The 23,554-nt window shown below is 72.9% G+C and carries 20 protein-coding genes; 6 read left to right on the plus strand and 14 right to left on the minus strand.

All coding sequences use genetic code 11. The annotated features are described in order from the left end of the window. Positions 1-23: 23 nt before the first annotated feature. The 5 genes from OG514_RS19850 to OG514_RS39380 form a co-directional block, all read right to left on the minus strand. On the minus strand, positions 24-3,833 hold the full coding sequence (locus OG514_RS19850; protein ID WP_266896593.1) for a multifunctional oxoglutarate decarboxylase/oxoglutarate dehydrogenase thiamine pyrophosphate-binding subunit/dihydrolipoyllysine-residue succinyltransferase subunit: 3,810 nt from the start codon (positions 3,831-3,833) through the stop codon (positions 24-26). Positions 3,834-4,123: 290 nt separating this feature from the next. Continuing rightward, positions 4,124-5,194, minus strand: a complete 1,071-nt coding sequence (locus OG514_RS19855) for a HAMP domain-containing sensor histidine kinase (protein WP_266900898.1) — start codon at positions 5,192-5,194, stop codon at positions 4,124-4,126. A 50-nt stretch (positions 5,195-5,244) separates the two neighbouring features. After that, the gene (locus OG514_RS19860; RefSeq protein WP_030207163.1) at positions 5,245-5,982 is read right to left on the minus strand and encodes a response regulator transcription factor; all 738 of its coding nucleotides are present in this window, start codon (positions 5,980-5,982) and stop codon (positions 5,245-5,247) included. Between the two features lie 71 nt (positions 5,983-6,053). Beyond that, positions 6,054-6,725: a spermidine synthase gene (locus OG514_RS19865; RefSeq protein WP_266896599.1), complete on the minus strand. Its 672-nt coding sequence runs from the start codon at positions 6,723-6,725 to the stop codon at positions 6,054-6,056. A gap of 175 nt (positions 6,726-6,900) precedes the next feature. Further along, positions 6,901-7,146: a hypothetical protein gene (locus tag OG514_RS39380; RefSeq protein WP_323181573.1), complete on the minus strand. Its 246-nt coding sequence runs from the start codon at positions 7,144-7,146 to the stop codon at positions 6,901-6,903. Between the two features lie 106 nt (positions 7,147-7,252). On the opposite strand from OG514_RS39380, the gene OG514_RS39385 reads away from it, so the two are divergent. Then, positions 7,253-7,489 (plus strand): hypothetical protein, encoded by a 237-nt coding sequence (locus tag OG514_RS39385; RefSeq protein WP_323181574.1) that lies wholly within the window; start codon positions 7,253-7,255, stop codon positions 7,487-7,489. A gap of 56 nt (positions 7,490-7,545) precedes the next feature. Here OG514_RS39385 and OG514_RS19875 read toward each other — a convergent pair whose 3' ends face one another. From OG514_RS19875 to OG514_RS19900, 6 genes are all read right to left on the minus strand, one after another. Further along, entirely contained in the window at positions 7,546-8,865 is a 1,320-nt protein-coding gene (locus OG514_RS19875; protein WP_266896601.1) for a hypothetical protein, read from the minus strand. Further along, a complete protein-coding gene (locus OG514_RS19880) occupies positions 8,862-9,659 on the minus strand; it encodes an ABC transporter ATP-binding protein (RefSeq protein WP_266896603.1) in 798 nt (265 codons plus the stop codon). The genes OG514_RS19875 and OG514_RS19880 overlap by 4 nt, the downstream gene beginning before the upstream one ends. Beyond that, positions 9,656-10,603, minus strand: coding sequence for a zf-HC2 domain-containing protein (locus OG514_RS19885; RefSeq protein WP_266896605.1), 948 nt, complete (start codon positions 10,601-10,603; stop codon positions 9,656-9,658). Before OG514_RS19885 ends, OG514_RS19880 begins: the two co-directional genes overlap by 4 nt. Next, positions 10,600-11,235 carry an RNA polymerase sigma factor gene (locus OG514_RS19890; RefSeq protein WP_266896607.1) on the minus strand — a complete coding sequence of 212 codons (636 nt, stop codon included), beginning with the start codon at positions 11,233-11,235 and terminating at the stop codon, positions 10,600-10,602. The genes OG514_RS19885 and OG514_RS19890 overlap by 4 nt, the downstream gene beginning before the upstream one ends. 136 nt (positions 11,236-11,371) lie before the next feature. Further along, positions 11,372-11,992 (minus strand): hypothetical protein, encoded by a 621-nt coding sequence (locus tag OG514_RS19895; protein WP_266896609.1) that lies wholly within the window; start codon positions 11,990-11,992, stop codon positions 11,372-11,374. Positions 11,993-12,036: 44 nt separating this feature from the next. Next, positions 12,037-12,675 carry a GNAT family N-acetyltransferase gene (locus OG514_RS19900; protein WP_266896611.1) on the minus strand — a complete coding sequence of 213 codons (639 nt, stop codon included), beginning with the start codon at positions 12,673-12,675 and terminating at the stop codon, positions 12,037-12,039. 130 nt (positions 12,676-12,805) lie between these two features. Between OG514_RS19900 and lon the strand changes: the two genes are divergently transcribed. Both lon and OG514_RS19910 read left to right on the plus strand, forming a co-directional pair. Continuing rightward, positions 12,806-15,229: an endopeptidase La gene (gene lon, locus OG514_RS19905; RefSeq protein ID WP_266896613.1), complete on the plus strand. Its 2,424-nt coding sequence runs from the start codon at positions 12,806-12,808 to the stop codon at positions 15,227-15,229. A gap of 132 nt (positions 15,230-15,361) precedes the next feature. After that, a complete protein-coding gene (locus tag OG514_RS19910) occupies positions 15,362-15,973 on the plus strand; it encodes a DUF4240 domain-containing protein (RefSeq protein ID WP_266896615.1) in 612 nt (203 codons plus the stop codon). Between the two features lie 47 nt (positions 15,974-16,020). Here the strand turns inward: OG514_RS19910 and OG514_RS19915 are convergent, their stop codons facing one another. Both OG514_RS19915 and OG514_RS19920 read right to left on the minus strand, forming a co-directional pair. Then, the gene (locus OG514_RS19915; RefSeq protein WP_266896617.1) at positions 16,021-16,905 is read right to left on the minus strand and encodes a lytic polysaccharide monooxygenase; all 885 of its coding nucleotides are present in this window, start codon (positions 16,903-16,905) and stop codon (positions 16,021-16,023) included. Between the two features lie 189 nt (positions 16,906-17,094). Further along, complete coding sequence (locus OG514_RS19920; protein WP_266896619.1) at positions 17,095-17,925, minus strand: lysozyme; 831 nt, start codon at positions 17,923-17,925, stop codon at positions 17,095-17,097. Between the two features lie 447 nt (positions 17,926-18,372). Between OG514_RS19920 and OG514_RS19925 the strand changes: the two genes are divergently transcribed. Continuing rightward, the gene (locus OG514_RS19925) at positions 18,373-18,846 is read left to right on the plus strand and encodes a MarR family winged helix-turn-helix transcriptional regulator (RefSeq protein WP_266900899.1); all 474 of its coding nucleotides are present in this window, start codon (positions 18,373-18,375) and stop codon (positions 18,844-18,846) included. Positions 18,847-18,885: 39 nt separating this feature from the next. Here the strand turns inward: OG514_RS19925 and OG514_RS19930 are convergent, their stop codons facing one another. Beyond that, positions 18,886-19,677, minus strand: coding sequence for a protein phosphatase 2C domain-containing protein (locus tag OG514_RS19930; protein WP_266896621.1), 792 nt, complete (start codon positions 19,675-19,677; stop codon positions 18,886-18,888). A gap of 359 nt (positions 19,678-20,036) precedes the next feature. Between OG514_RS19930 and OG514_RS19935 the strand changes: the two genes are divergently transcribed. After that, positions 20,037-23,066 carry a nitrate- and nitrite sensing domain-containing protein gene (locus OG514_RS19935; RefSeq protein ID WP_266896623.1) on the plus strand — a complete coding sequence of 1,010 codons (3,030 nt, stop codon included), beginning with the start codon at positions 20,037-20,039 and terminating at the stop codon, positions 23,064-23,066. Further along, entirely contained in the window at positions 23,063-23,554 is a 492-nt protein-coding gene (locus tag OG514_RS19940; RefSeq protein WP_266896625.1) for a roadblock/LC7 domain-containing protein, read from the plus strand. Before OG514_RS19935 ends, OG514_RS19940 begins: the two co-directional genes overlap by 4 nt.

Below are 23,554 nucleotides of genomic sequence, written 5' to 3' on the forward strand. Positions count from 1 at the left end.
TCCGGCGTGTACGGAGCGACCGGTCAGGCGTCGAAGACCTCGTTGACCAGCTGCTGCTGCTCGGCCTGGTGGCGCTTGGCCGAGCCGACCGCCGGGGACGAGGAGTGCGGACGCGAGATCCGGCGCAGGCGCTCGCCCGCCGGGATGTCCGCGCCGACCGCCAGGTCGAGGTGGTCGATCAGGTTGAGCGCGATGAACGGCCACGCACCCTGGTTCGCCGGCTCCTCCTGCGCCCAGATGTACTTCGCCGCGTTCGGGTACTTGGCGATCTCGGCCTGGAGCTCGGCACCCGGCAGCGGGTACAGACGCTCAAGACGGATGATCGCGGTCTCCGTGTCGCCGCGCTTCTGACGCTCGGCCTCCAGGTCGTAGTAGACCTTGCCGGCGCAGAAGACGACCTTGCGGACGTCGGCCGGGTTCGCCGTCGCGTCACCGATCACCGGGCGGAAGCCGCCGGTGGTGAACTCCTCCACCGTGGACGCCGCGGCCTTCAGACGCAGCATCGACTTCGGGGTGAAGACGATGAGCGGCTTGTGGTGCGGGTTGTGGACCTGCCAGCGCAGCAGGTGGAAGTAGTTCGACGGCAGCGTCGGCATGGCGACCGTCATGTTGTCCTGGGCGCACATCTGGAGGAAGCGCTCCGGGCGGGCGGACGAGTGGTCCGGGCCCTGGCCCTCGTAGCCGTGCGGCAGGAGCAGCGTGACGCCGGAGGTCTGGCCCCACTTCTGCTCGGCCGAGGAGATGAACTCGTCGACGACGGTCTGCGCGCCGTTGACGAAGTCACCGAACTGGGCCTCCCAGACGACCAGGGCGTCCGGGCGCTCCAGCGAGTAGCCGTACTCGAAGCCCATCGCCGCGTACTCGCTGAGCAGCGAGTCGTAGACGTTGTAGTGGGCCTGCTCGTCGGTCAGGTAGAGCAGCGGGGTGTAGTCCTCGCCGGTCTCCTGGTCCACCAGGACCGCGTGGCGCTGACCGAAGGTGCCGCGGCGGGAGTCCTGGCCGGCGAGCCGGACCGGGGTGCCCTCCATCAGCAGGGAGCCGATGGCGAGGGTCTCGCCGAAGCCCCAGTCGATGGTGCCGTCGTCGATCGAGGCGGCACGGCGCTGCATCTGCGGCAGCAGACGCGGGTGGACCGTGATCCGCTCCGGGATGGTGACCTGCGACTCGGCGATCCGCTTCACGACCTCCTGGGAGACCGCGGTGGTGACGCCGACCGGGAAGGCGGCCTTGGCGTCCGGCACGGTCGCCACGGCCGGGGCGGTGGTGGCCTCGCGGACCTCCGCGAACACCTTCTCCAGCTGGCCCTGGAAGTCCTGGAGCGACTGCTCCGCCTCTTCGAGGGTGATGTCGCCGCGACCGATGAGCGACTCGGTGTACAGCTTGCGCACCGAACGCTTCTTGTCGATCAGGTTGTACATCTGCGGGTTGGTGAACGAGGGGTTGTCGCCCTCGTTGTGACCGCGGCGGCGGTAGCAGATGAGGTCGATCACGACGTCCTTGTTGAACGTCTGGCGGAACTCGAAGGCGAGCCGCGCGACGCGGACCACGGCCTCCGGGTCGTCGCCGTTCACGTGGAAGATCGGCGCCTCGATCATGCGGGCCACGTCGGTCGCGTACATCGAGGAACGCGAGGACTCCGGGGCGGCGGTGAAGCCGACCTGGTTGTTGATGACGATGTGGACCGTGCCGCCGGTGCGGTAACCGCGCAGCTGCGACATGTTCAGCGTCTCGGCGACGACACCCTGGCCGGCGAAGGCCGCGTCACCGTGCAGGGCGACGGGGAGGACGGTGAAGTCCGTGCCGCCCTTGTTGATGACGTCCTGCTTGGCGCGGACGATGCCTTCCAGGACCGGGTCGACCGCCTCCAGGTGGGAGGGGTTGGCGGCCAGGGAGACCTTGATCTCCTCGCCGTCGAGACCGACGAAGGTGCCCTCGGCGCCCAGGTGGTACTTGACGTCGCCGGAGCCGTGCATCGACTTCGGGTCGAGGTTGCCCTCGAACTCGCGGAAGATCTGCGCGTACGACTTGCCGACGATGTTCGCCAGGACGTTCAGCCGGCCGCGGTGGGCCATGCCGATGACGACCTCGTCGAGGCGCGACTCGGCGGCCGAGTCGATGACCGCGTCGAGCAGCGGGATGACGGACTCGCCGCCCTCCAGGGAGAAGCGCTTCTGGCCGACGTACTTGGTCTGCAGGAAGGTCTCGAAGGCCTCCGCCGCGTTCAGTCGGCGCAGGATCCGCAGCTGCTCCTCGCGCTCCACACGGGAGTGCGGGCGCTCGACGCGGTCCTGGATCCACTTGCGCTGCTTCGGGTCCTGGATGTGCATGAACTCGACGCCGGTGGTGCGGCAGTACGAGTCGCGCAGCACGCCGAGGATGTCGCGGAGCTTCATCATCGACTTGCCGGCGAAGCCACCGACCGCGAACTCCCGCTCCAGGTCCCACAGGGTGAGGCCGTGCTCGGTGATGTCCAGGTCGGGGTGCTTGCGCTGCTTGTACTCCAGCGGGTCGGTGTCGGCCATGACGTGGCCGCGGACCCGGTAGGAGTGGATGAGCTCGAAGACGCGCGCGGCCTTGGTGACGTCGTCGTCGTGCGAGGCGTCGATGTCCTTGAGCCAGCGGACCGGCTCGTAGGGGATGCGCAGGGCCTTGAAGATGTCGTCGTAGAAGCCCTGCTCGCCGAGGAGGAAGTTCGCGACGACGCGCAGGAACTCGCCGGAGGCGGCGCCCTGGATGACCCGGTGGTCGTACGTCGAGGTCAGGGTCATGACCTTCGAGATGCCCAGCTTGTTCAGGGTGTCCTGGGAGGTGCCCTGGAACTCGGCCGGGTAGTCCATCGAGCCGACGCCCATGATGACCGACTGTCCGGGCATCAGACGCGGCACGGAGTGGACGGTGCCGAGGCCGCCGGGGTTGGTCAGGGAGACCGTGACGCCGGTGAAGTCCTCCATCGTCAGCTTGCCCACGCGGGCGCGCTTCACGATGTCCTCGTACGCCTGCCAGAACTCGAAGAAGTTGAGCGTCTCGGCCTTCTTGATGCCCGCGACGACGAGCTGGCGGTCGCCGTTGGGCTTCACCAGGTCGATCGCGAGACCGAAGTTCACGTGCTCCGGCTTGACCAGGGTCGGCTTGCCGTCCTTCTCCGCGAAGGAGTAGTTCATCGACGGCATGGCCTTGATCGCCTGCACCATCGCGTAGCCGATGAGGTGCGTGAAGGAGATCTTCCCGCCCCGGGCGCGCTTCAGGTGGTTGTTGATCACGATCCGGTTGTCGAAGAGCAGCTTCACCGGGACGGCGCGGACGGACGTGGCCGTCGGCACCTCAAGCGAGGCGTTCATGTTCTTCGCGACCGCGGCGGCGGGACCACGCAGCGTGATCAGCTCGGGGCCGGCGGCCGACGTGGCGGCCGGAGCGGCCTTGACCGGGGCGGGCGCGGCGGCGGCCGGCTTCGCGGCGACCGGCGCGGCCGGGGCCACGGCGGGCTTCACGGGCGCCGGAGCGGCCACGGGGGCCGGAGCCGCGACCGGAGCGGCCGCGGGAGCCGGAACGGCCGCAGGAGCGGCAGGTGCGGCCTGTGCGGGGCGCGCCTGCTGCGCGGCGGGCGCGCTCTGAGTGGTGGTGGCAGCCGGGGCGGCCGGGGTGTCCGACGCTCCCGGCTTGTAGTCGGCGAAGAAGTCCCACCAGGCACGATCGACCGAATTCGGGTCCTGGAGGTACTGCTGGTAGATCTCGTCGACGAGCCACTCATTGGCACCGAAGGCGGCTGCGGGGCTCTTGCCCTGCCCGTCCTGGTCGGTCGGGGAGCTCGGGGTACTGGGGGACTGAGACGACACGGCGGCAACCGCCCTCTTCCGCTTCACAAGGTGATGGACAGCGGAAATAAAGGCTACGCCTGTCAGGCCGAGAGGTGCAGGCAGGGAGCGCCAACGTCGCGCAAGTCACACTTGACGGGGTGTTTCGGTGCCGTGAATGGCGGGAAACAAGCGGGGTTCCGCAGGTGTGAGGGTACGGAAAAGCGCGAGCACGACCTCCTTCGGCCGCACCCCTGATCACGTCCCGCTCACTTGCACGGAGGTCTCCCTCACGTACACGCAGAACGAGCTCTTCCGGTTCGAACCCTACGTCAATCTCTCGGCGGAAGGCTGCCCGGAAGAGTGACCCTGATCCGGCAGCCGCGTGATGATTCGGCCACCCCGATCCCGCCGCCGTGCAGATCCACCGCCCAGCGGGCGATCGCGAGCCCGAGGCCCGTACCGCCGTCGCTGCCCGGGCCCTGCCGAAGCGGCGCCGCGCCCCGGTTGAAGCGCTCGAAGACCTTGTGCCGCTCCGACTCCGGGATGCCGGGACCCTCGTCCTCGACCTCCAGCTCCAGGGAGTCCGGGTACGGGCCGCGCCGGGCCCTGACCGTGACGCGGCCGTGTGGCGGCGAGTGCTTCACCGCGTTGTCGATCAGGTTCGCCATCACCTGGTGCAGCCGCTCCGCGTCCGCGTGCGCCACCAGCTCGGGCGGCGACACGTCCAGGTGCAGATGGACGTCGGTGCGGTTGTGCAGGCCCGAGGTGGACGAGAGGCCGCGCTGCGAGGCGGCCAGGTTCGCTTCCCGCAGAACTCCGGACAGATACGGCCAGACCTCGAAACGGCTCGCCCGCAGCGCCACGACACCGTTGTCAAGACGTGACAGATCCAGCAGCGTCTCCACCAGCCGGCCCAGCCGCTCCGTCTGCTTCAGCGCCGACCGCATCGTCTCCGGATCCGCCTCGGACACCCCGTCCACGACGTTCTCCAGTACGGCCCTGAGCGCGGCGATCGGGGTCCGCAGCTCGTGCGACACATTGGCCACCAGCTCCTTGCGGTGCCGGTCCACCGCCTCCAGATCGTCCGCCATGCGGTTGATCGTCGAGGCCAGGTCGCCCAGCTCGTCCCGCCGGTCCGCCCCCCGCACCCGCCGGGTGAAGTCCCCGCGCGAGATCGTCCCGGCCACCGTGGTCATCTCGTCCAGCGGTGCCGTCAGGGACTGCGCCACGAACTGGGTGATCAGCAGGGTCGCGATCATCGCGAAGATCGTGATGTACCGGAACTCCGTGGACGTGCGGATGGCCACCAGGGCGAGACCGGAGGTCAGCAGGACCGCCCCGACGACCAGCGCACCCAGCTTGGTCTTGATCGAGATCACGATCCGGCGCCGCCGGTGCACCTCGCCGCCCGGCCCCCGCAGCTCCCGCGGCCCCCTGGGCCCCAGCCGGCTCACAGCGCCGGGGTCTCCAGCGCGTAACCGACGCCGTGGACCGTACGGATCCGCTCGGCCCCGATCTTCCGGCGCAGCGCCTTGATGTGACTGTCCACGGTCCGGGTGCCCGAGGCGTCCGCCCAGTCCCACACCTCGGCCAGCAGCTGCTCGCGGGAGAGCACCGCCCGGGGCGTGCTCGCCAGGCAGACCAGCAGGTCGAACTCGGTCGGGGTCAGGTGCACGTCCTCGGAGCGCACCCGGACCCGGCGCTGCGCGTGGTCGATCTCCAGCTCGCCCAGGCGCAGGATGCCGCTGCGCGGGGTGACCGCCGCCAGCGCGGCCCGCTCCACCCGGCGCAGCAGCACGTGCACCCGGGCGGCCAGCTCCCGCATCGAGAACGGCTTCGTCATGTAGTCGTCCGCGCCCACGCCGAGGCCGACCAGCATGTCGGTCTCGTCGTCGCGGGCGGTCAGCATGAGGACCGGGACGGGGCGCTGGGCCTGGACCCGGCGGCACACCTCCAGGCCGTCGAAACCGGGCAGCATCACGTCGAGGACCATCAGGTCCGGCTGCCATGCCTCGGCCGCGTCCACGGCCGCGGGGCCGTCGGTCGCGGTCTGGACGAGAAAGCCCTCGGCGCGCAGCCGCGCGGAGATCGCTTCGACGATCGTCGCGTCGTCCTCGACCACGAGCACCCGGCGCTGGGCACCCGGAGTGGCCGCCGCACCGTGGTGAGTGGTGTGTGTCTGCTCCATTGCCCCGCCTCGCGTCGCCGATGTCGGCTCAGCAGCCTAGAGGTACCGGTGGCGTCCCGGCTATCCAGGACTTATTCGGGACGGACGCCGAGGTGGACCACGTCGGGGACGCCCCGGGCAACGGGGATCTCTTCCGTCCGTACCCCGCTGAATCCGGCATTCCGCAACGACCCTTCGAAATCGGCCGAGGGCCGGGCGGACCAAACGGCGAGCACTCCGCCCGGGTTCAGCCGGGCCGCGCAGGACGCCAAACCCTCGGCCGCGTACAGGGATTCGTTGTCCTCGGTGACCGTCCAGTCGGGCCCGTTGTCGATGTCCAGGCAGAGGGCGTCATAGGTGTCGGGGGAGGTCCGGAGATACGCCACCAGGTCCGTGTGCAGGATCACTGTCCGGGAATCGGCGAGCGCGGCCCCGGAGACCGAGGCGAGCGGTCCCTGCCGGTGCCATTCGATGATCGCCTCCTCCCGCTCGACGACCGCGATCCGGCCCCAGCGGGGGTCGGCGGCGGCGTGGGCGAGGGAGAAGCCGACACCGAGTCCGCCGACGAGGACGGACGCGCCGGAGCGGGACCGCTCGGGGAGCGCGGCCTGCGCCGCGTCGATCAGGAGCCGCTCCGAGCGCCCGTCGGAGGTGTCCATCAGGAAGGTCCCGTTGGCGATGATCTCGAAGTGCTCGCCGCGGCGGCGCAGCACGACCTCTCCGTACGGTCCTTCGCGGCGGTCGAGGGTGACGGTTCCTGACATGGTCGGTCTCTCCGCTCTCGGCTCGACAGTTGGGCCCCGGCCATCCTTACCGGGCGACGGCGACGGGGGCAAACGCCTTATGGGGGAGGGGGGATGGGATCCGGACACAGCAGAAGCGATTCGGACAGGAGGGGTGACGGCGCGGGTCACGGGACCGGCACCCCCGCGGGGGTCCTCAGGACTCGCCGGACATCCGGCGCGCGCCCCGCCACGCGTACAGGCCCGTGCCCGCCACGAAGGCGCCGACCGCCATCGTCCACGCGCCGCCCTGCGGGCCCGGCTGCATCACCCAGGCCCACCACTGCGCCGCACCGCCCGGCCGGGACGGGGCCGCGAGATAGACCGTGCCCACGAAGAAGGACGGCGGCAGCCAGCTCAACCGAGCGCCGACGACAGTGACGGCGGCCGCCGTCACCCCCATGAGCCCCAGCGTGTTGCGGACGGCGGCGAGCGCGCCGAACTCGTCCGCGTGACCGGGGTACCGCCAGGGCGAACAGCACGGTGGCGAGGGCGGCCGGGACGAGCAGATGGGCGAGACGGCGGGGCCACCACGCGCGTACCGCCGTACGGTCCAGCTCGTCGCTCGGCGTGTGCAGGCTGGTGCCGACGGCGGCGGCCGCGAGGAGCGGGCCGAGGACGACCACCGGCAGTCGGGCCGTGTGGTCGAAGGTGGGCAGCGATTCCAGCCACCGGGCCGCCCAGGCGCCGGCCGCCGCCGCGGCGACGAGGGCGGCCAGCGCGCCGGGCACGGCGCGGGAGCGTAGATAGAGACTCAGGGGGGTGGGGCGACCGAGTCTCGCGGGATCGCTACGGGAGAGCCTCACGGGACCGGCACCTCGTCCGGGTGGCAGGTGTTCGCCGCCAGATAGCGGGTCAGATAGGCGCGTTGCTCCGCCGGGGACTTGGCGTCGAGCCGGTCGATGTACGGCTTCGCGGCGGTCGTGTCGGGGCCGTAGCCCTCGGGCGTCGGTGCCAGCCACTCGGAGACGGCGAGGTTGACGATGCTCGCCCGCTCCGCGTTCGGACCGGTGAGGTCACCCGGCCGGCACGTGTCCGAGAACAGCCACAATACGGCCGAGTTCAGATACAGATCGGGGTGCGGGAGCCGGCCGCGCACCGCGTCCTGCCCGAGGGAGGGCAGCGCGACGTCACCGGGGTGGGCGGGCCCGAACGGACCGCCGACCCAGCGGACCGGGGCGCCGGGCACCCCCTTGAGGCGCGCGTTCAGCGGGGCGAGCGCCGCCGACACCTCCGGCAGCAACCCCTCGTCCACGGCCGTCAGACACACCTGCGGGGTGCCGCCGTCGCAGACCTGCCGGGCCAGCGCCGGGTCGTGGCGCCACGGCCCCTGATCCTGCGGCAGGCCCAGGACCAGTCCGGCGGCGGCGACCGCGACGGCCAGCGGGACCAGGGCGAACAGCCGCAACCGGGCGGGGCGCAGCCCGTAGGCGAGGAGCGCGGTGAGCGCGAGCCCCGCCGTCCAGGCCATCGACACCGGACCGAACCACCACACCGGCCGGTCCCAGAAGAACTGGTGCTCGGCGGCGGGGCTGAGCCAGCGGACGGGGCCCTCGTCGTACGCGCCGATCCCCAGCGCCACGTACCCGACGATGCCGAGCAGCGGGGCCGTGAGCCGCCAGCGGACCGTACGCCCGACGACATGGCCCACCGCGCCGAGGGCGGCGACGGCCACCACGTCGGCGGCGACGAGTTCGAGGTGGGGGCGGCCGGCGGTGACGTACGGCCAGGTCGCGAGGAGACAGACGGCGTCGGCCAGGAGCACCCCGGCGGCGGGCCAGAGCGCGGAGGGGGCCACCGCGACGAGCAGGCGGCGCAGGGGCGGTCGGGGGACGGACTCCCAGAGGTCCGTCGTCCCGCGCCGCCGGTCCCGGCCGCCCTGCCAGCAGCCGGCCGCGAGGGCGAGCGGTCCGGCGAGCAGCCCGGCGGCCACGTGCAGCATGTTCGTGGCATCGGCCCAATGGACCTGCCAGCCGGGCGCCTTGCCGTACATCGTGACCAGGATGGTGAGGGCGACGGCGGCGCCGGTCCAGGGGCCCAGCCCGCGCCGCAGCTCGATGACGAGGGGATTCTGTGCGGGAGCGGCCCGCCCGGTACGAGGAGGGGCGAGGGTGCTGGTCACCGGAGCGCCTCCTTCGCGTCGCCCGCGGGCGCCCGGTGGGCGCGCAGGGCGGCCGTGTAGCCCCGCTCCACCGCGTGCGTGGTGGAGTCGTTCGCTTCGGTGGACTCGCCGCCGAGCGCGGTGAGCTCGGCCGTGGTGCCCTGGAAGGCGAGCCGGCCCGCCTCGATGAGGGCGACCTCGGTGCAGGCCGCGGCCACGTCCTCCACCAGGTGGGTGGAGACCACCACCGTCGCCTCCGTGCCCAACTCCCGCAGCAGCGACCGGAAGTCGACCCGCTGTTCCGGGTCGAGGCCGGCCGTCGGCTCGTCGAGCAGCAGCAACTCCGGTTCGTTCACGATGGCCTGGGCGATTCCGGCACGCCGGACCATGCCGCCCGACAGGGTCTTCATCTTCGCGTCGATCCGGTCGCCGAGCCCGACCCGCCGCACCGCGCGCTCCACCGCCGCCGGGACCCGGTCGGCCGGCACCTCCTTGAGCCAGGCGACGTACGCGACGAACTCCCGCACGGTGAAGGCCGGGTAGTAGCCGAACTCCTGCGGCAGATAGCCGAGCCGGCGCCGGATGCCGGTGCGTTCCCGGTGGCTGGTGGCGTCCCCGCCGAGCAGCTCCACCCGGCCGGAGGAGGCCGCGGCGACGGTCGCGAGGACCCGGATGAGGGAGGTCTTCCCGGCTCCGTTCGGGCCGAGCAGGCCGTGGACGCCGGGGCCGAGGGACAGATCGAGCCGGTCGAGGGCGACGGTACGGCGGTGGCGGACGGTCAGTCCGCTCACCGCGACGGCGGGGGTGGGGTTCACCGGGGCTCCAGGTGGTCGAAGGAACGGCGCCGCAGCGCGAGGAGGGCCGCGCAGGCCAGCGCGGCGGCGGCCCACCCCCCTTGTGCGGTGGGGCCGGAGAAGTACGGGGCGAGGGCAGCGGCTCCGGAAGCGGGCCCCGCGCCCGGCTGCCCGAGCAGGGGGCCGGTGACGGCGAGCAGCCACCCGCCGCCGAGCGTCGCGGCCGCCGCCCGGCAGCCGACGAACGAACCGAGCGCGAGCGTGGCCAGGGTCAGGGCCAGGCCGGGGAGCAGCCAGGCGGCGGCCCCAGGGAACCCGGCCACCGGCGGCAGCAGCGCCCCGCCCGCGGTGAGCAGCGGCACGCACACGGCGAGGACGGCTGCGGTACGGGTGAGCAGCAGCCGCAGTCCGCCGGACGGAGTGGCGGCGGTGATCTCGTACAGGGGGTCGGCGTGGCGTCCGTACGAGACGGCGACCCCGGCGAGCGGAAGGACGGGTGCCAGGGCGAGCAGCAGGCTCCGCGCCCCCTGGAATCCGCCCCCGTAGGCGAGCCCGAAGGCCCCGCCGACGACGAGGGCCACGGCCACCACCCAGGAACCGCGCAGCGCGGGCCCGACGGCCCACCAGACCCGCGCCCACCGCCCGAGGGGGCTGCCGACGGGGGAGACGGGGCCGGCGGACTCCGCGGGTGCGGGCCGGTGTCCGAGGGAGGTCAGGAGCTCGGCGCGCACGGCCGCGAGGACGGGCCCCGCCGCACCGGCCCGTACGGCCGCCGAGACGCGGCCCGCGCAGTCCGCGCAGGACTCGACGTGCTTCTCCAGCGACCAGGCGTCGGTCTCGGCGGCGGACCCTTCGGCGTACCGGAGCGCGAGGGCGTCGGAGACGTGCCAGGGGGACCCGGCGGTCCCAGGGGTCTCGGCGGCCCCGGGGGCGTCAGGGGCCCCGGGGCGTCGGGTTGCCGTCATGCGGTGCCTCCCAAGGCGTGCGGGCCCCCGGGCTGTGCCGCCCCGAGCGCGGCGCGCAGCTCGCGGCGGGCGCGCAGGGCGCGGGTCTTGACGGTGCCCTCGGGTATGCCGAGGAGCCGGGCGGTCTCACGGGTCGTCAGGCCGTCGACGACGGTCGCCCGCAGGACCTCGGCGAGTTCGGGCGAGATCCGGTCGAGGGCGGCGCCCACCTCCCCGTACTCCAGGCCGGCCAGCACCCGGTCCTCGGCGGAGGGGGCGGCGGCGGGCGGCTCCGTGGGCGCGGCGGCGCGTTCGGCCGCCCGCTCCACGACCCGTTCCGCGCGGGCCCGTGCCCGCTGGGCGTCGACCAGGCGCCGGGCGGCGATCACCCAGAGCCAGCCGCCGGCCTCGCCCCGGCCCCGGTGGCCGCCGGCCGAGCGCCAGACCGTGACGAAGGTGTCCTGGAGGACCTCCCGTACGGTCTCCTCGTCCGGGCAGCGCCGGGCGAGGCGCGCGTGCAGCCATCCGGCGTGCCGGTCGTACAGCGCGGCGAGTGCTTCGGAGTCTCCCCGGGCGACCGCGCGCAGCAGCGCCGCGTCGTCGTCCTCGTCGCCCCCGGAGGGGCCTCCCCCTGCGGGGCGCAACAGTCTCACGCCTTCTCTATCGCGCGCGTGCCCCGGTTCGGTTCTCGGTTCTCGGTTCTCGCTTCCGGCTCTCCGGTTCTCGGTTCCGGCTGCTCGGTACGTGGTTCGCGGTTCGCGGTTCGGTTCCCGCGTCGCGGCGCCCGGATCACGGGTTCGTCGGCGGGCCGCCCTCCGGGAGGGCGGCGAAGACCCGCTGGAGGGCGGGTGGGCGCTCGCCGTCGCCCGCGACGACGACGCGGCCGCGGTACGTCACCCGGTACTGGAAGCCGTCGGCGATCGGGCTGCCCGTCGGGCGCTCGGGGACCCGGGCGAACGCGGGGTCCTCCAGGGCGGCCCTGAGCTCGGCGGCCTCGGCGGGGGTCTGCCGCCCGGTGCGGGGCGGCTCGGTGCCGGAGCGGCTGGTCCAGGAGCCGTCGTAGTGGACGACGAGCTGGTTGCGCACACCGGCGAGGCCGCCGCTGACGACGACCTCGACGAGCACCTCACCCGGCCGGGGGTCGGCCGTCGGAGTGGTGCCGGGGGCGGTCGTGGTGCCGGGGCTCGTAGGGGTGCCCGGGTTCGTCGTGGTGCCCGGGGCCGTCGTGGCGCTCGGTTCCGTCGTCGTGCCGGGGGCGGTCGTGGCGCTCGGCACGGCCGGTCCGCTCACCCCCGACGGCGTCGTGCCGGGCGGGGGCGGCGCCGCCTCCCCGCACGCGCTCGCACCACCGACCAGGACCCCGGCCAGAAGCAGCGCCCCGCACCATGTTCCCCGTACGCCTCGCACCATGGACCGAGCATGCCGGGTACGGGGCGTCCCGCGCAGCCGGACGGTCAGGTTCCGGCCCGCACGATTCCGGTGAGCGGGCCCCGGTAGCGCCAGTCCAGCGAGTCGTACAGCGCGAGTCCGTCCGTGGTCGCGGCGAGCACCCCGGTCTCCGCGCCCGCCTGGGCGGCGGCCGCCTCCAGGGTGCGCATGACGTTCGCGCCGAGGCCGCGCCGCCGGTGCTCGGGGGCCGTCTCGATCTGGTCGGCGACGGCGGTGGAGCCGGTCGGGGCGATCTGGCCGCGCGCGGCGAGGGTGCCGTCGGGGGCGACGATCCGGACCCGGATGACGCCGTCCCGGACCTCGGTGGTCCGGGCGTACCCCTCCGGCGGTGCGGGCCGGGCGCCGGGGTCGAGCGGCTTGACCATCATGAAGCCCGGGTCGTCGGGGACCGTCCACCCGTCGGTGATCCACGCGCCCGCGTCCTCGGGGCCCGCCATGATCTTGAGCCAGCTGTAGGGGGCGGTGAGCCGGGCGCAGAGCGCGCGGACCGAGGCCTCGTCGGGGGCCGGCAGAACGTGCCGCACGACGTGCCGGGGCAGTCCCACGTCGATCCGATAGCCCCAGGTCTCGGTGATGGCGGCAGGGGTCCCCCGGGAGACGGTCCAGCCCGCCACCCACGCTGACGTAATGGCTGCTATATCCATGGAGGTATTACATCTGCTGGACGGGGCTTCGGGGAGAGTGATCGCTCAGAGCGAACGGACGTCCGGGAACATTCACGGGCTCACATGCATTGAGTCGGCATAGCTCAACTTGACTGCCGAAGGGGAGATCATGGCTTCTGACTCCAAGCCGTCCGTGCCGCTCACTCTGCCTGTGCTGCCGCTCGACGACGAGGTCGTGCTGCCCGGAATGGTGGTGCCGCTCGACCTGTCCGACAACGACGTACGGGCCGCCGTCGAGGCCGCCCAGGCCGCGGCGCGGCCCGGAGCGGGCAAGCCGCGGGTGCTGCTCGTGCCCCGCGTCGACGGGACCTACGCCGGGACCGGCGTCCTGGGCACCGTCGAGCAGGTCGGACGACTCTCCGACGGCGACCCCGGCGCCCTCATCCGCGGCATCGGCCGCGTGCGCATCGGTGCCGGTACGACCGGGCCCGGCGCGGCCCTGTGGGTCGAGGGCAGCACCGTCGAGGAGACCCTGCCCGACCCGCTGCCCGGCCAGGTCACCGACCTGGTCAAGGAGTACAAGGCGCTCGCCACCAGTTGGCTCAAGAAGCGCGGTGCCTGGCAGGTCGTGGACCGGGTCCAGCAGATCGACGGCGTCGGCGCCCTCGCCGACAACTCCGGATACTCGCCCTTCCTCACCGTCGAGCAGAAGGTCGCGATCCTGGAGACCGCCGACCCGGTCGCCCGCCTCAGGCTCGCCACCGCCCAGCTCCGCGACCACCTCGCCGAGCAGGACGTCGCCGAGACCATCGCCAAGGACGTCCAGGAGGGCGTCGACAAGCAGCAGCGCGAGTTCCTGCTCCGCCGCCAGCTCGAAGCCGTCCGCAAGGAGCTCCGCGACCTCAACGGCGAGTCCGCCAAGGACGCAGCCGACGAGTCCGACGACTACCGCGCCCGCGTGGAGGCCGCCGACCTGCCCGAGAAGGTCCGCGAGGCCGCCCTGAAGGAGGTCGACAAGCTGGAGCGGTCCAGTGACCAGTCCCCCGAGGGCTCCTGGATCCGCACCTGGCTGGACACCGTCCTCGAACTCCCGTGGAACGAGCGGACCGAGGACCGGTACGACATCCGCGGCGCCCGCGCCGTCCTCGACGCCGAGCACGCGGGCCTGGACGACGTGAAGGAGCGGATCACCGAATACCTGGCCGTGCGCAAGAGGCGCTCCGAGCGGGGTCTCGGCGTGGTCGGCGGCCGTCGCGGCGGAGCCGTACTCGCCCTCGTCGGCCCGCCCGGCGTCGGCAAGACCTCGCTCGGCGAGTCCGTCGCGCACGCGATGGGGCGCGAGTTCGTCCGGGTCGCCCTCGGCGGCGTACGGGACGAGGCGGAGATCCGCGGTCACCGCAGGACCTACGTCGGCGCCCTGCCCGGCCGGATCGTCCGCGCCATCAAGGAGGCCGGGTCCATGAACCCGGTGGTCCTGCTCGACGAGATCGACAAGGTCGGCTCCGACTTCCGCGGCGACCCCGCGGCGGCCCTCCTCGAAGTCCTCGACCCGGCGCAGAACCACACCTTCCGCGACCACTACCTGGAGGTCGAACTCGACCTCTCCGACGTCGTCTTCCTGGCCACCGCCAACGTCCTCGAAGCCATCCCGGAGGCCCTGCTCGACCGCATGGAGCTGGTCAGGCTCGACGGCTACACGGAGGACGAGAAGGTCGTCATCGCCCGCGACCACCTGCTGCCCCGGCAGCTGGAGCGCGCGGGCCTGGAGCCGGGCGAGGTCGTCCTGGAGGACGCGAGCCTGCGCAAGCTGGCCGGCGAGTACACCCGCGAGGCGGGCGTACGCACCCTGGAGCGGGCCGTCTCCCGGCTGCTCCGCAAGATCGCGGCCCAGCACGAACTGGGCGACCGGGAACTGCCGTTCACGGTCGGCCCCGACGACCTGCGCGAGCTCATCGGACGGCCGCACCACGTGCCCGAGTCGGCCCAGGACCCGGCGGAGCGCCGCACCGCCGTCCCCGGTGTCGCCACCGGGCTCGCCGTGACCGGCGCGGGCGGTGACGTCCTCTTCGTCGAGGCGTCCCTGGCCGACCCGGAGACCGGCGCCGCCGGACTGACCCTCACCGGCCAGCTCGGCGACGTGATGAAGGAATCGGCGCAGATCGCGCTCTCCTTCCTCCGCTCGCACGGCGCGGAACTGGAACTGCCCGTCACCGGACTCAAGGACCGGGGCGTGCACATCCACTTCCCCGCGGGCGCGGTCCCCAAGGACGGCCCGAGCGCGGGCGTCACCATGACGACCGCCCTCGCCTCCCTGCTCAGCGGGCGCCTCGTCCGCACGGACGTGGCCATGACCGGCGAGGTCTCCCTCACCGGCCGGGTCCTCCCGATCGGCGGCGTGAAGCAGAAGCTCCTCGCCGCGCACCGGGCGGGCATCACCACGGTCGTGATCCCCAAGCGGAACGAGGCCGACCTGGACGACGTCCCGGCCGAGATCCTGGAGAAGCTGGAGGTCCACCCGGTGACGGACGTCCGCCAGGTCCTGGAGATCGCCCTGGCGCCGGCGGCGGTTCCGGTGGGAGTGGCGGCGGCGTAACTCCCGTACGCATGGTGGACGGAGCGGGGTGCCCCTCGGCGGGGGCACCCCGCTCCGTCATGCCCTGGACGTGCGCATACTCGCAGGTAAATCGTCACCCGGATGTCAGCCGGGGGTGTCATGCTCGTACGCATGAACGAAGACGCCTTCTGGGCTCTCATCGACGAGTTGAGCCGCCGCACCGGGAACCTGGATGAGCGGATGGACTGGCTGCGCGCGGAACTGCTCCGGCGCCCGGCAGCCGAGAGCGTGGAGTTCCAGGTGCGCCTGGAGGACGCGTGCGACGTCGCGGGCACGCGCGCGCTGTGGCGGGCGGCGAACCGGATCGAGAGCGGAGACTGCACGGACGACGGCTTCCACGACTTCACCCTCTGGCTGGTCGGGCAGGGGCGGAAGGTGTACGAGTCGGTGGTCGCCGACCCGGACGCGCTGGCCGACGTGCCGGGGATACGGGCTCTCGTCGGCCGGCACCGGGACGAGTGGGACGACGACGAGTGGCCCGAGTGGGACGGCCTCGACTTCGTCGCCCAGGAGGCGTACGACGAGCTGACCGGCCAGGAGGACGACGAGGGCGAGGAGTTCGCGGACGCCGTCGACGACCTCGCCGAGGAGCTCGCGGACGAGCTCTCGGGGGACTTCGAGGGGGAGTGGGAAGAGGGCGACGAGCCCCGGGGGTCTCGTCCGGAGGGGGTGGCGATACCCCGGCTCACCGCCCTCTTCCCGGCTGCGACGTCCGGCTCCTAGGAGCTTCCCGGTTCCTGAGAGGTTCCGGGGAACTCCTTGAACACGACCTAGGAGGCGGACGAGTTCCGGCGGCGGCCCAGGAGCAGGCTGCCGCCCGCGAAGGCGGCGAGGGCGCCCGCGCCCGCGAGGGCCAGGGGCAGCGGCGAGGAGGGGGCCGCGGCGGTCTCGGCGGAGAGGGCCGGGGCCTGCTCGTCGCCGCCGTGTCCCGCGTGGCTGACGGTGGAGAGGTCGGCGCCCGCCGCGATCTTCGCCTCGGTCGGGGCCTGGGCCTTCACCGTGGCCGCCTGCGCGGCCGTACCGCCGAAGGTGACGTCCGAGCAGCTGTAGAAGGCCTCGGGGCTGTCGTTGCGCTGCCACACCTTGTAGACGATGTGGCGGCCGGTGCGGGCGGGGAGGTTGCCCGTGAAGTTGTAGTAGCCGTCGGTGGCCGTGCGGGTGGTGTTGTAGACGGCGACGGGGGTCGCGTCCAGGTCCGACCACTTCAGGGGCTGCGTGGGGTCGAAGCCCGGCTTGGTGATGTAGACGGTCATGGTGCCGGAGTGGGCGGCCGTCACCCGGACCTTGAAGTCGAAGTTGCCCGCGGCGACCGCCGTGGCCGGCCAGTCGGTGCGCGCCCAGTCGAGCGCCCGGTACTTCTCGCGGTTCGCCGAGCAGAGCTTGCCGTCCGGGATGAGGGCCTGGTGCTGTCCGGCGGCGTTGGCGATGTTGACCTCGTTCCAGTCGTAGAGCGGCTGGGTGCCGGAGTCGGCGACGAGGTCCTTGCACACCTGCGACTTGGGGGTCTCGGGGCCCTCCGCGTAACAGGCGGCGACGCGGCTCACGGGGTTGAAGACGGCACCGTGGGCGCTCGCGGTGGTGGGGGTGAGGCTGACGAGGGCGGCTGCGGCGGACAGGGCGGCGACGCCGGTGGCGGTACGGCGGGAGGACGGCATGCGGGGGCTCTCTCTCGTGGGGGAGGACGGAACGAGCAACGCGCGCTGAGCGCACGGAAGTTGAATCCCGGGCGATCGCCGTAGAGCTTCGCATTGGTCCATACCAATAGGCAAGGGGGGTGGGTCGGAAAAGCCGAAGCGGCCCCCGGGGTGCCGCACACCCGGGGGCCGCTCCGCACTGTCGGGGCGTCAGCCGTTCGCGAGCGCCTGCACCCGCGAGAGGTCGCCGTTGAAGTGGTTGTGGTCGCCGACCGTCGGGCCGGAGGAGGTGTACTGCCACATCGTGTAGTACTGCCAGCCGGCCGGGAGTTCGCCCACCGTCGCGGCGTATCGCGCGATCCACAGCGGGTTGGTCGTGGCGAAGGCGGAGGAGTTGCCGGTGCACTGGGTCCACCAGCTGGTCGCCGTGTAGATGACGGCGTCCCGCCCGGTCCTGACCTTGTACCGGTCCACGAAGTCGCGGATCCAGGCCACCATCCCGGCCTGGCTCTTGCCGTAGCAGGTCGCGCCGTACGGGTTCCACTCGATGTCGAGCACCCCCGGCAGGGTCCGGCCGTCCTTCGACCAGCCGCCGCCGTTGTTGACGAAGTAGTCGGCCTGGGCCGCGCCGGACGTCGTGTCCGGGGTCGCGAAGTGGTACGTGCCCCGGATCATGCCGACGTTGTACGAGCCGGTGTACTGCTGGTTGAAGTAGGTGTTCTTGTAGTAGGTGCCCTCCGTCGCCTTGACGTAGGCCCACTTGACGCCGCTGTTCCACAGCGTGGACCAGGCGACGTTGCCCTGGTGGCTGGAGACGTCCACGCCTTCGGTCTGGACGGCCTGGGTGGAGATGCCGCCCGGCGAGGAGCCCTGTCCGTCGTGGGCGAGGACGCCCATGCCCATGCTGGCGGAGCCCCGCGGGGGCACCGGTCGGGCGGCCGGGTCCTGGGTGGCGTCGGCGGACGCGGCGAGGGGGAGGAGGAGGGTCAGGGCCGCGAGCGCGGCACCGGCGAGGGTCGTTCCGGATCTGTGCACACGCATTGCGTGCCTCCGAAAGGATCGGTGGGGGGAGCGAGGTCGACGGTCCTGGCGCAGGCCGAGCTGTCCTGGCACCTGAAAGGCCTGGTGTGGACATGTCAGCAAGGCTGCTGGAGACGACGCTACGCACGTAGACCCGGCCCACGGAAGGGGGCCTGGTTACCGCCGTTGGTCTACGCCTGCGAAATACTGGAGGAGCTGCGGCGATGGCCTCGGCCGAAAGAAACTTTCAGCGACTGGAAGTGGCGCGAAAACCGTCGCCAAGTCGCCGGGGAACGCCTGAGAGGTGCTGACGTGCACACAAGCGGTACGGGAAGTGAAGGCGGGGGCGCCCAGCCCGCCGGCGCGGATCCGCACGCCCAGCCCGCCGCCGGTGCGGAGGCGCACACCCCGGCTGCCGCCGGTGCGGAGGCGCACACCCCGGCTGCCGCCGGTGCGGAACCGCACACCCTGGCCGCCGTCGGCACGGACCCGCACGCCCAGCCCGCCCCCGTCGACCGGGAGTTCCTCGCGCTCGAACGCGAACTCGCGGTCTTCCTGCGCCGCGCCCGCGCCCAGTCCGGCGAGATGGCCCGTGAGGTCCACCCCGAACTGGAGCCCGCCGCCTACGGCCTGTTCGTACGCCTCGACGACGCCGGGCCCCAGCGGGCCACCGAACTCGCCGGGTACTTCGGGGTCGGCAAGGCGACCATGAGCCGCCAGCTCCGGGCCCTCGAAGACCTCGGGCTCGTCGCCCGCGACCCCGACCCCGCCGACGGGCGAGCCTCGCTGGTCCGGCTCACCGAGGAGGGCCGCGACCGCTTCCGGCACGTGCGGGACGCCCGGCGTGAGCGGTACGTCCGCAAGCTCGCCGACTGGGACCGCGCCGAGGTCGCCGAACTGGCCCGCCTCCTGAACCACTTCAACGTCAGATCCGAGGGCTGACACCGCGGGGAGCGGGCCCCGGACCCCGAGGGCCGGCGCTCAGCGGTCCCGCAGCTCCACCAGCACCGCCGTCGCGTCGTCGTGCGGCTTCCAGCGGCGCGTCCCGCCCGCCGCCCGGTCCGCCTCCTCAAGGGCCCGCACCCGGCGGAGCAGGCCCAGCGCCCCCTCCTCGCGCAGCACGCCGAAGCAGTCCGTCCAGTCGCCCATGGCGAACAGCTCCACCCAGCGGCTCGCCCCGTCCGTGAGCGCGGCCAGGGACCGTACCTCCGCGCGCGGGCTCGTCCCGGTCACCGCCCGCTCCGCGACCGCCGGGTCGGCCGCCGCGGTGAAGAAGCCGCCCTCCTGGTTCCGCAGCCGGTCCGTCGCCGCGAGGGAGCGCAGGATCTCGTCCGGGACGTGGTCGAGCCGGTCGTCGAGCACGGCCCGTACGGCCCCGTCCGGGGACTCCAGGAGGAGTACGGAGTCGGAGAGGACGAGGTGCTCGACCGAGGTCTCGTCCCAGCGGGCGAGCACGACGGTCGCCTGAGGCGTACGTGCGTGAGAAAGGTCACAGGTGTCCCGGTGGGCGTCCGCGGTGCGCCGGATTGCCAGCGACAGGATCTCGGACAGGGTCATGTCCCGGCGGGAAACGGACAGTTCGGTCAAAGCCCCGCCGAGGCGGGCGGTGAACCACGGCACGGTGTGCACACAACCGTCATCACCGGCGGGCGGGGTGACGCCGTCGAGGAGGGCGACGGTCCCGCCGCTGCCCGAGGCGGGCAGGGCTGCGGCCACCCAGTCCTCGTTGGGGCGTTCGGGGCTGCCGGGGAGGGAGGCGACATCGCTGCGCATGACGACCAGTGTGCCCGGATCGGTGACATCTCTTCACCGGACCTGCAAATGCCCGGAAATGGCCTGTACCAACCCTGAGGGAGCGGCGCGAGAGGCGGAGCGGCCGCCTCCGGGGAGCTGCGGGCGGGCATCCTGCCAAAGCCCGCCCGGAAGATCCAACCGGGGGCCTTTCGGGGCCCGGGGACCGGCCCTGAGGAGTTGTTCGTCAACTCATGAGTGTTGTTCACTCGTTCGGGTGGCGGAGCGGCCGATGCGCGCCCCCTTCCCAGAAGCGCTGGAATGGTCGGAAGCCGTACCAGGGGTGGGGGCGCTCCATGTGACCGGCCGTCACCTCTGCTTTGTGGGCGGACGAGTCAAGAATGCGAGCACCGGTGCAGATGAAGCGGCCTCGGAGCAAGAACGGCACGCGGAGCCAGACCCCCGGTGCAGCGTCGACCCCGGACGGCGGCGCCGCCACGGCGCCCACCGGCAACGCCGCCACCGGCCACCCCGTGCAGCCCCAGGCCCCGGCACAGCCCAAGCCCCCCGCCGGCCGTCCCAAGCGGGTCCGCAACCGTCTCGTCGCCGGCGTCGCGCTCGTCGGCATCACGGTCATCGTCGCCGGATCCCCCGCGATCCTCGCCGCCTCCGCCGAGCTCAACGACTCCCAGAGCCTGGTCACCCTCGCCGAACTCGACCGGCAGGCCGTCACCCTGGCCCACTCCCTCGCCGACGAGCGCGACGAGGTCGTCGCCTACATCGCCGCCGGCCGCGACGCCCAGAGCGGCACAGCCAAGAACAAGCGCCAGATCACCAGTACCCGGTCCACCCGCGTCGACCGGCAGATAGACGAGATCCGGCCCGCCGCCTCCGCCGAGCTGCGCCGCGACCTCGCCGGCGTCCCCTCCGTCCGCCGCGCCGCCCTCACCGGCAAGGGCACGGCCCTGGAGGCCCACCGGGCGTACTCGGAGGTCATCACCAAGCTCCAGGCCCTCGCCGACGAGCTCGCCGACAAGACCCCGGCCCGTGCCTCCGACACCGCGCTCACCGAGGCCACCCGCGCCCCCGCCGCCCTCGGCCGCGCCGTCGAACAGGCCTCCGCCACCCGCGGCCTGCTCCTCGCCGCGCTCTCCGTGTCGCAGCCCGAGCCCACCGGGGACGTCCACTACGACCCCGAGACCGGCACCTACGTCCCCGACGTGCCCGAGGGCGCCGCCGAGGCCGATCGCGCCCGCGACACCCTCACCGCCGCCGCCCAGCAGGCCCGGGTCCGTGAACTCGCCGCCCTCGGCGACTTCGACCAGGCCGCCGGAGCCACCGCCCGCGACTCCCTCGCCGCCACCGTGGCCGGCCCCGACGTCAAGAGCGCCGAGCGGTCGCTCGCCACCCTCACCGACCAGCCCCGGCTGACGGACACCGAGCGCGAGACCGATCCGGCAGGCCTCGAAGCCGCCCTCTCCGCCCGTATCGAGCAGATGCGCGGTGTCGAATCCGCCCTCGCCGCCGAGCGGGTCGAACGCCTCGGCGCGCTCCGCGACGACGACGTCACCGCCCTCGAACTGCGCATCGCCTTCCTCGGCGGCTGCCTGCTCGTCGCGGTCGGCATCTCCACCTACGTCGCCCGCACCCTCACCCGGCCGCTCGCCGTCCTCCGCATCGGCGCCGCCCGGCTCGCCGCCGCCCCCGCGCCGCACACCGAGGAGCCGGTCCGCTTCACCGGCCGCAACGACGAGTTCGCGCAGGTCGTCCGCTCCCTCAACACCCTGCGCGGCAAGCTCTCCGACCTCGCCGTGCAGAACGAGCGCCTCACCGAACGCCTCACCGACGGCCAGGCCGACCTCGCCGCCGCCAAGGACGCCCTCGGCGCCGAGCTCGCCACCCAGCGGGCCGAACTCCAGGGCCAGGTCGCGCTCCTCACCGCCGACCTCGAAGGACTCCGCGGCACCGTCCACCACACCTTCGTCAACCTCTCGCTGCGTAGCCTCGGGCTCGTCGAGCGGCAGCTCGGCGTCATCGAGAAGCTGGAGGAGCGCGAGCAGGACCCGGACCGCCTCGCGACCCTCTTCAAGCTCGACCACATGGCGACCGTCATGCGCCGCCACAGCGAGAACCTCCTCGTCCTCGCGGGCCACGAGCACGTCCACGGCCACCCCGGGCCCGTCCCGCTGGTCGACGTGCTGCGCGCCGCCGTCAGCGAGATCGAGCGGTACGAGCGGGTCACCATCCAGTCCCTGCCGCCGCACGCCCAGATCGCCGGCTTCGCCGCGGACGACCTGAGCCACCTCGTCGCCGAGCTCCTGGAGAACGCCACCTCCTTCTCGCCGCCCGACGCCGAGGTCCAGCTCTCCGGCTGGCTCCTGGAGTCCGGCGAGGTGATGCTCTCCGTGCAGGACGCGGGCATCGGCATGACCGCCTCCCGGCTCGCCGAGCTCAACGCGCGCCTGGCCGAGGCCGACCCCGCCGCCTTCGAGGGCGAGGGCCTCGGCATGCGGGTCGTCGCCCTGCTCGCCGCCCGCCACGGCGTCCGCGTCGAGCTGCGCGAGCAGCAGCCGGGCGGCACGGCGGCCGTCGTGGTCCTGCCGCAGCCCCTGCTGCCCGCCGCCCTTCCCACCACCGTGACGGAGCCCGTACGGGTGGCGGGCGCGGCCCCGACGCTCCACCTGCCCGGCTCGGCCGCGGAGGCCAACTCCAACACGCTGCCGTCCCGGACCCGCGACCCGCTCGTGGAAGCGGCGGAGCGGGCGTTCATGGCGGCGGAGGTGACCGCGGCGAGGGAGCAGCAGAGCGAGCAGGAGCTTGAGCCCTCGTACGACGAGCCCGAGACCGAGCCCGCGTACGGCGAGACCGCGTACGGCGAGCCCGCGTACGGCGAGACCGAGCCGGCTCACGAAGAGAACGAAGAGACCGAGCCGGCCTACGAAGAGGCCGTGCCCGCTCCCGCCGCCCTCGGCGAGTCCGTCTCCGAGACCACGCTCCAGGTCCGGCTGCCCGACCCGCCCCCGGAGCCGGACGCCCACGAGCGCGCCACCGACCTGGCCGCCGCCGAGCTCGTCACCGACCTGGTCACCGACCCCGCGCCGTACGAGGAGCCCCCGGCTCCCGCCGCCCCCGAGCCGGTCTCCGACCAGCCGGTTCCCGGGCCGCGCGCCGCGCAGTGGGAGCGGGTCACCGACAAGGGCCTGCCCAAGCGCACCCCGCAGGTGGTCCGCCCGGCCGGCCCCGCCACCACCCCCCGCCAGGGCGGCGTGGACGCGGAGGCCCTGCGCCGCCGCCTCGGCGGCTTCCACCAGGGCGCCAAGGCCGGGCGCCGCGACGTGGAGGCGGAGATGGACACGGCACGGACGGAAGCCGTAAGGACTGCACGTACAGAGGAGATGACGGGGGACACAGTCGAGGAGGCACGCAGTTGACTGCGACGGGAACGTTCGGACTGAGCACGGAAGCCCGCAACCTGCAATGGCTGCTGGGGAATCTGGTGGAGGAGGTGCCCGGGGTCCGCTCGGTCGCCGTCGTCTCCTCCGACGGCCTGATGCTGCTCTCGTCCGACCCGGCCACCCAGCAGAGCACGACGGCCGCCGCCGAAGCCGGCCGTCCCGACGGGCCGCGCGGCTCCAGCGCCGACCTGGCCACCATCGTCTCCGGCATCGGCAGCCTGACCATCGGCGCCGCCCGGCTGATGGACGGTGGCGGGGTCAAGCAGACCATGGTGGCGATGGAGGAGGGCAGCGTCTTCGTGATGTCGATCAGCGACGGTTCGCTGCTCGGCGTGCACGCCACGCCCGACTGCGACATGAGCGTGGTGGCCTACCACATGGCGCTCTTCGTGGGCCGCGCCGGTCACGTACTCACCCCCGAAGTCCGCAGTGAGCTGCGCAAATCGATGGAGAGCACCCAGTGA

It is taken from the genome of Streptomyces sp. NBC_00572 (assembly GCF_026341815.1).
Taxonomy (GTDB): Bacteria; Actinomycetota; Actinomycetes; order Streptomycetales; family Streptomycetaceae; genus Streptomyces.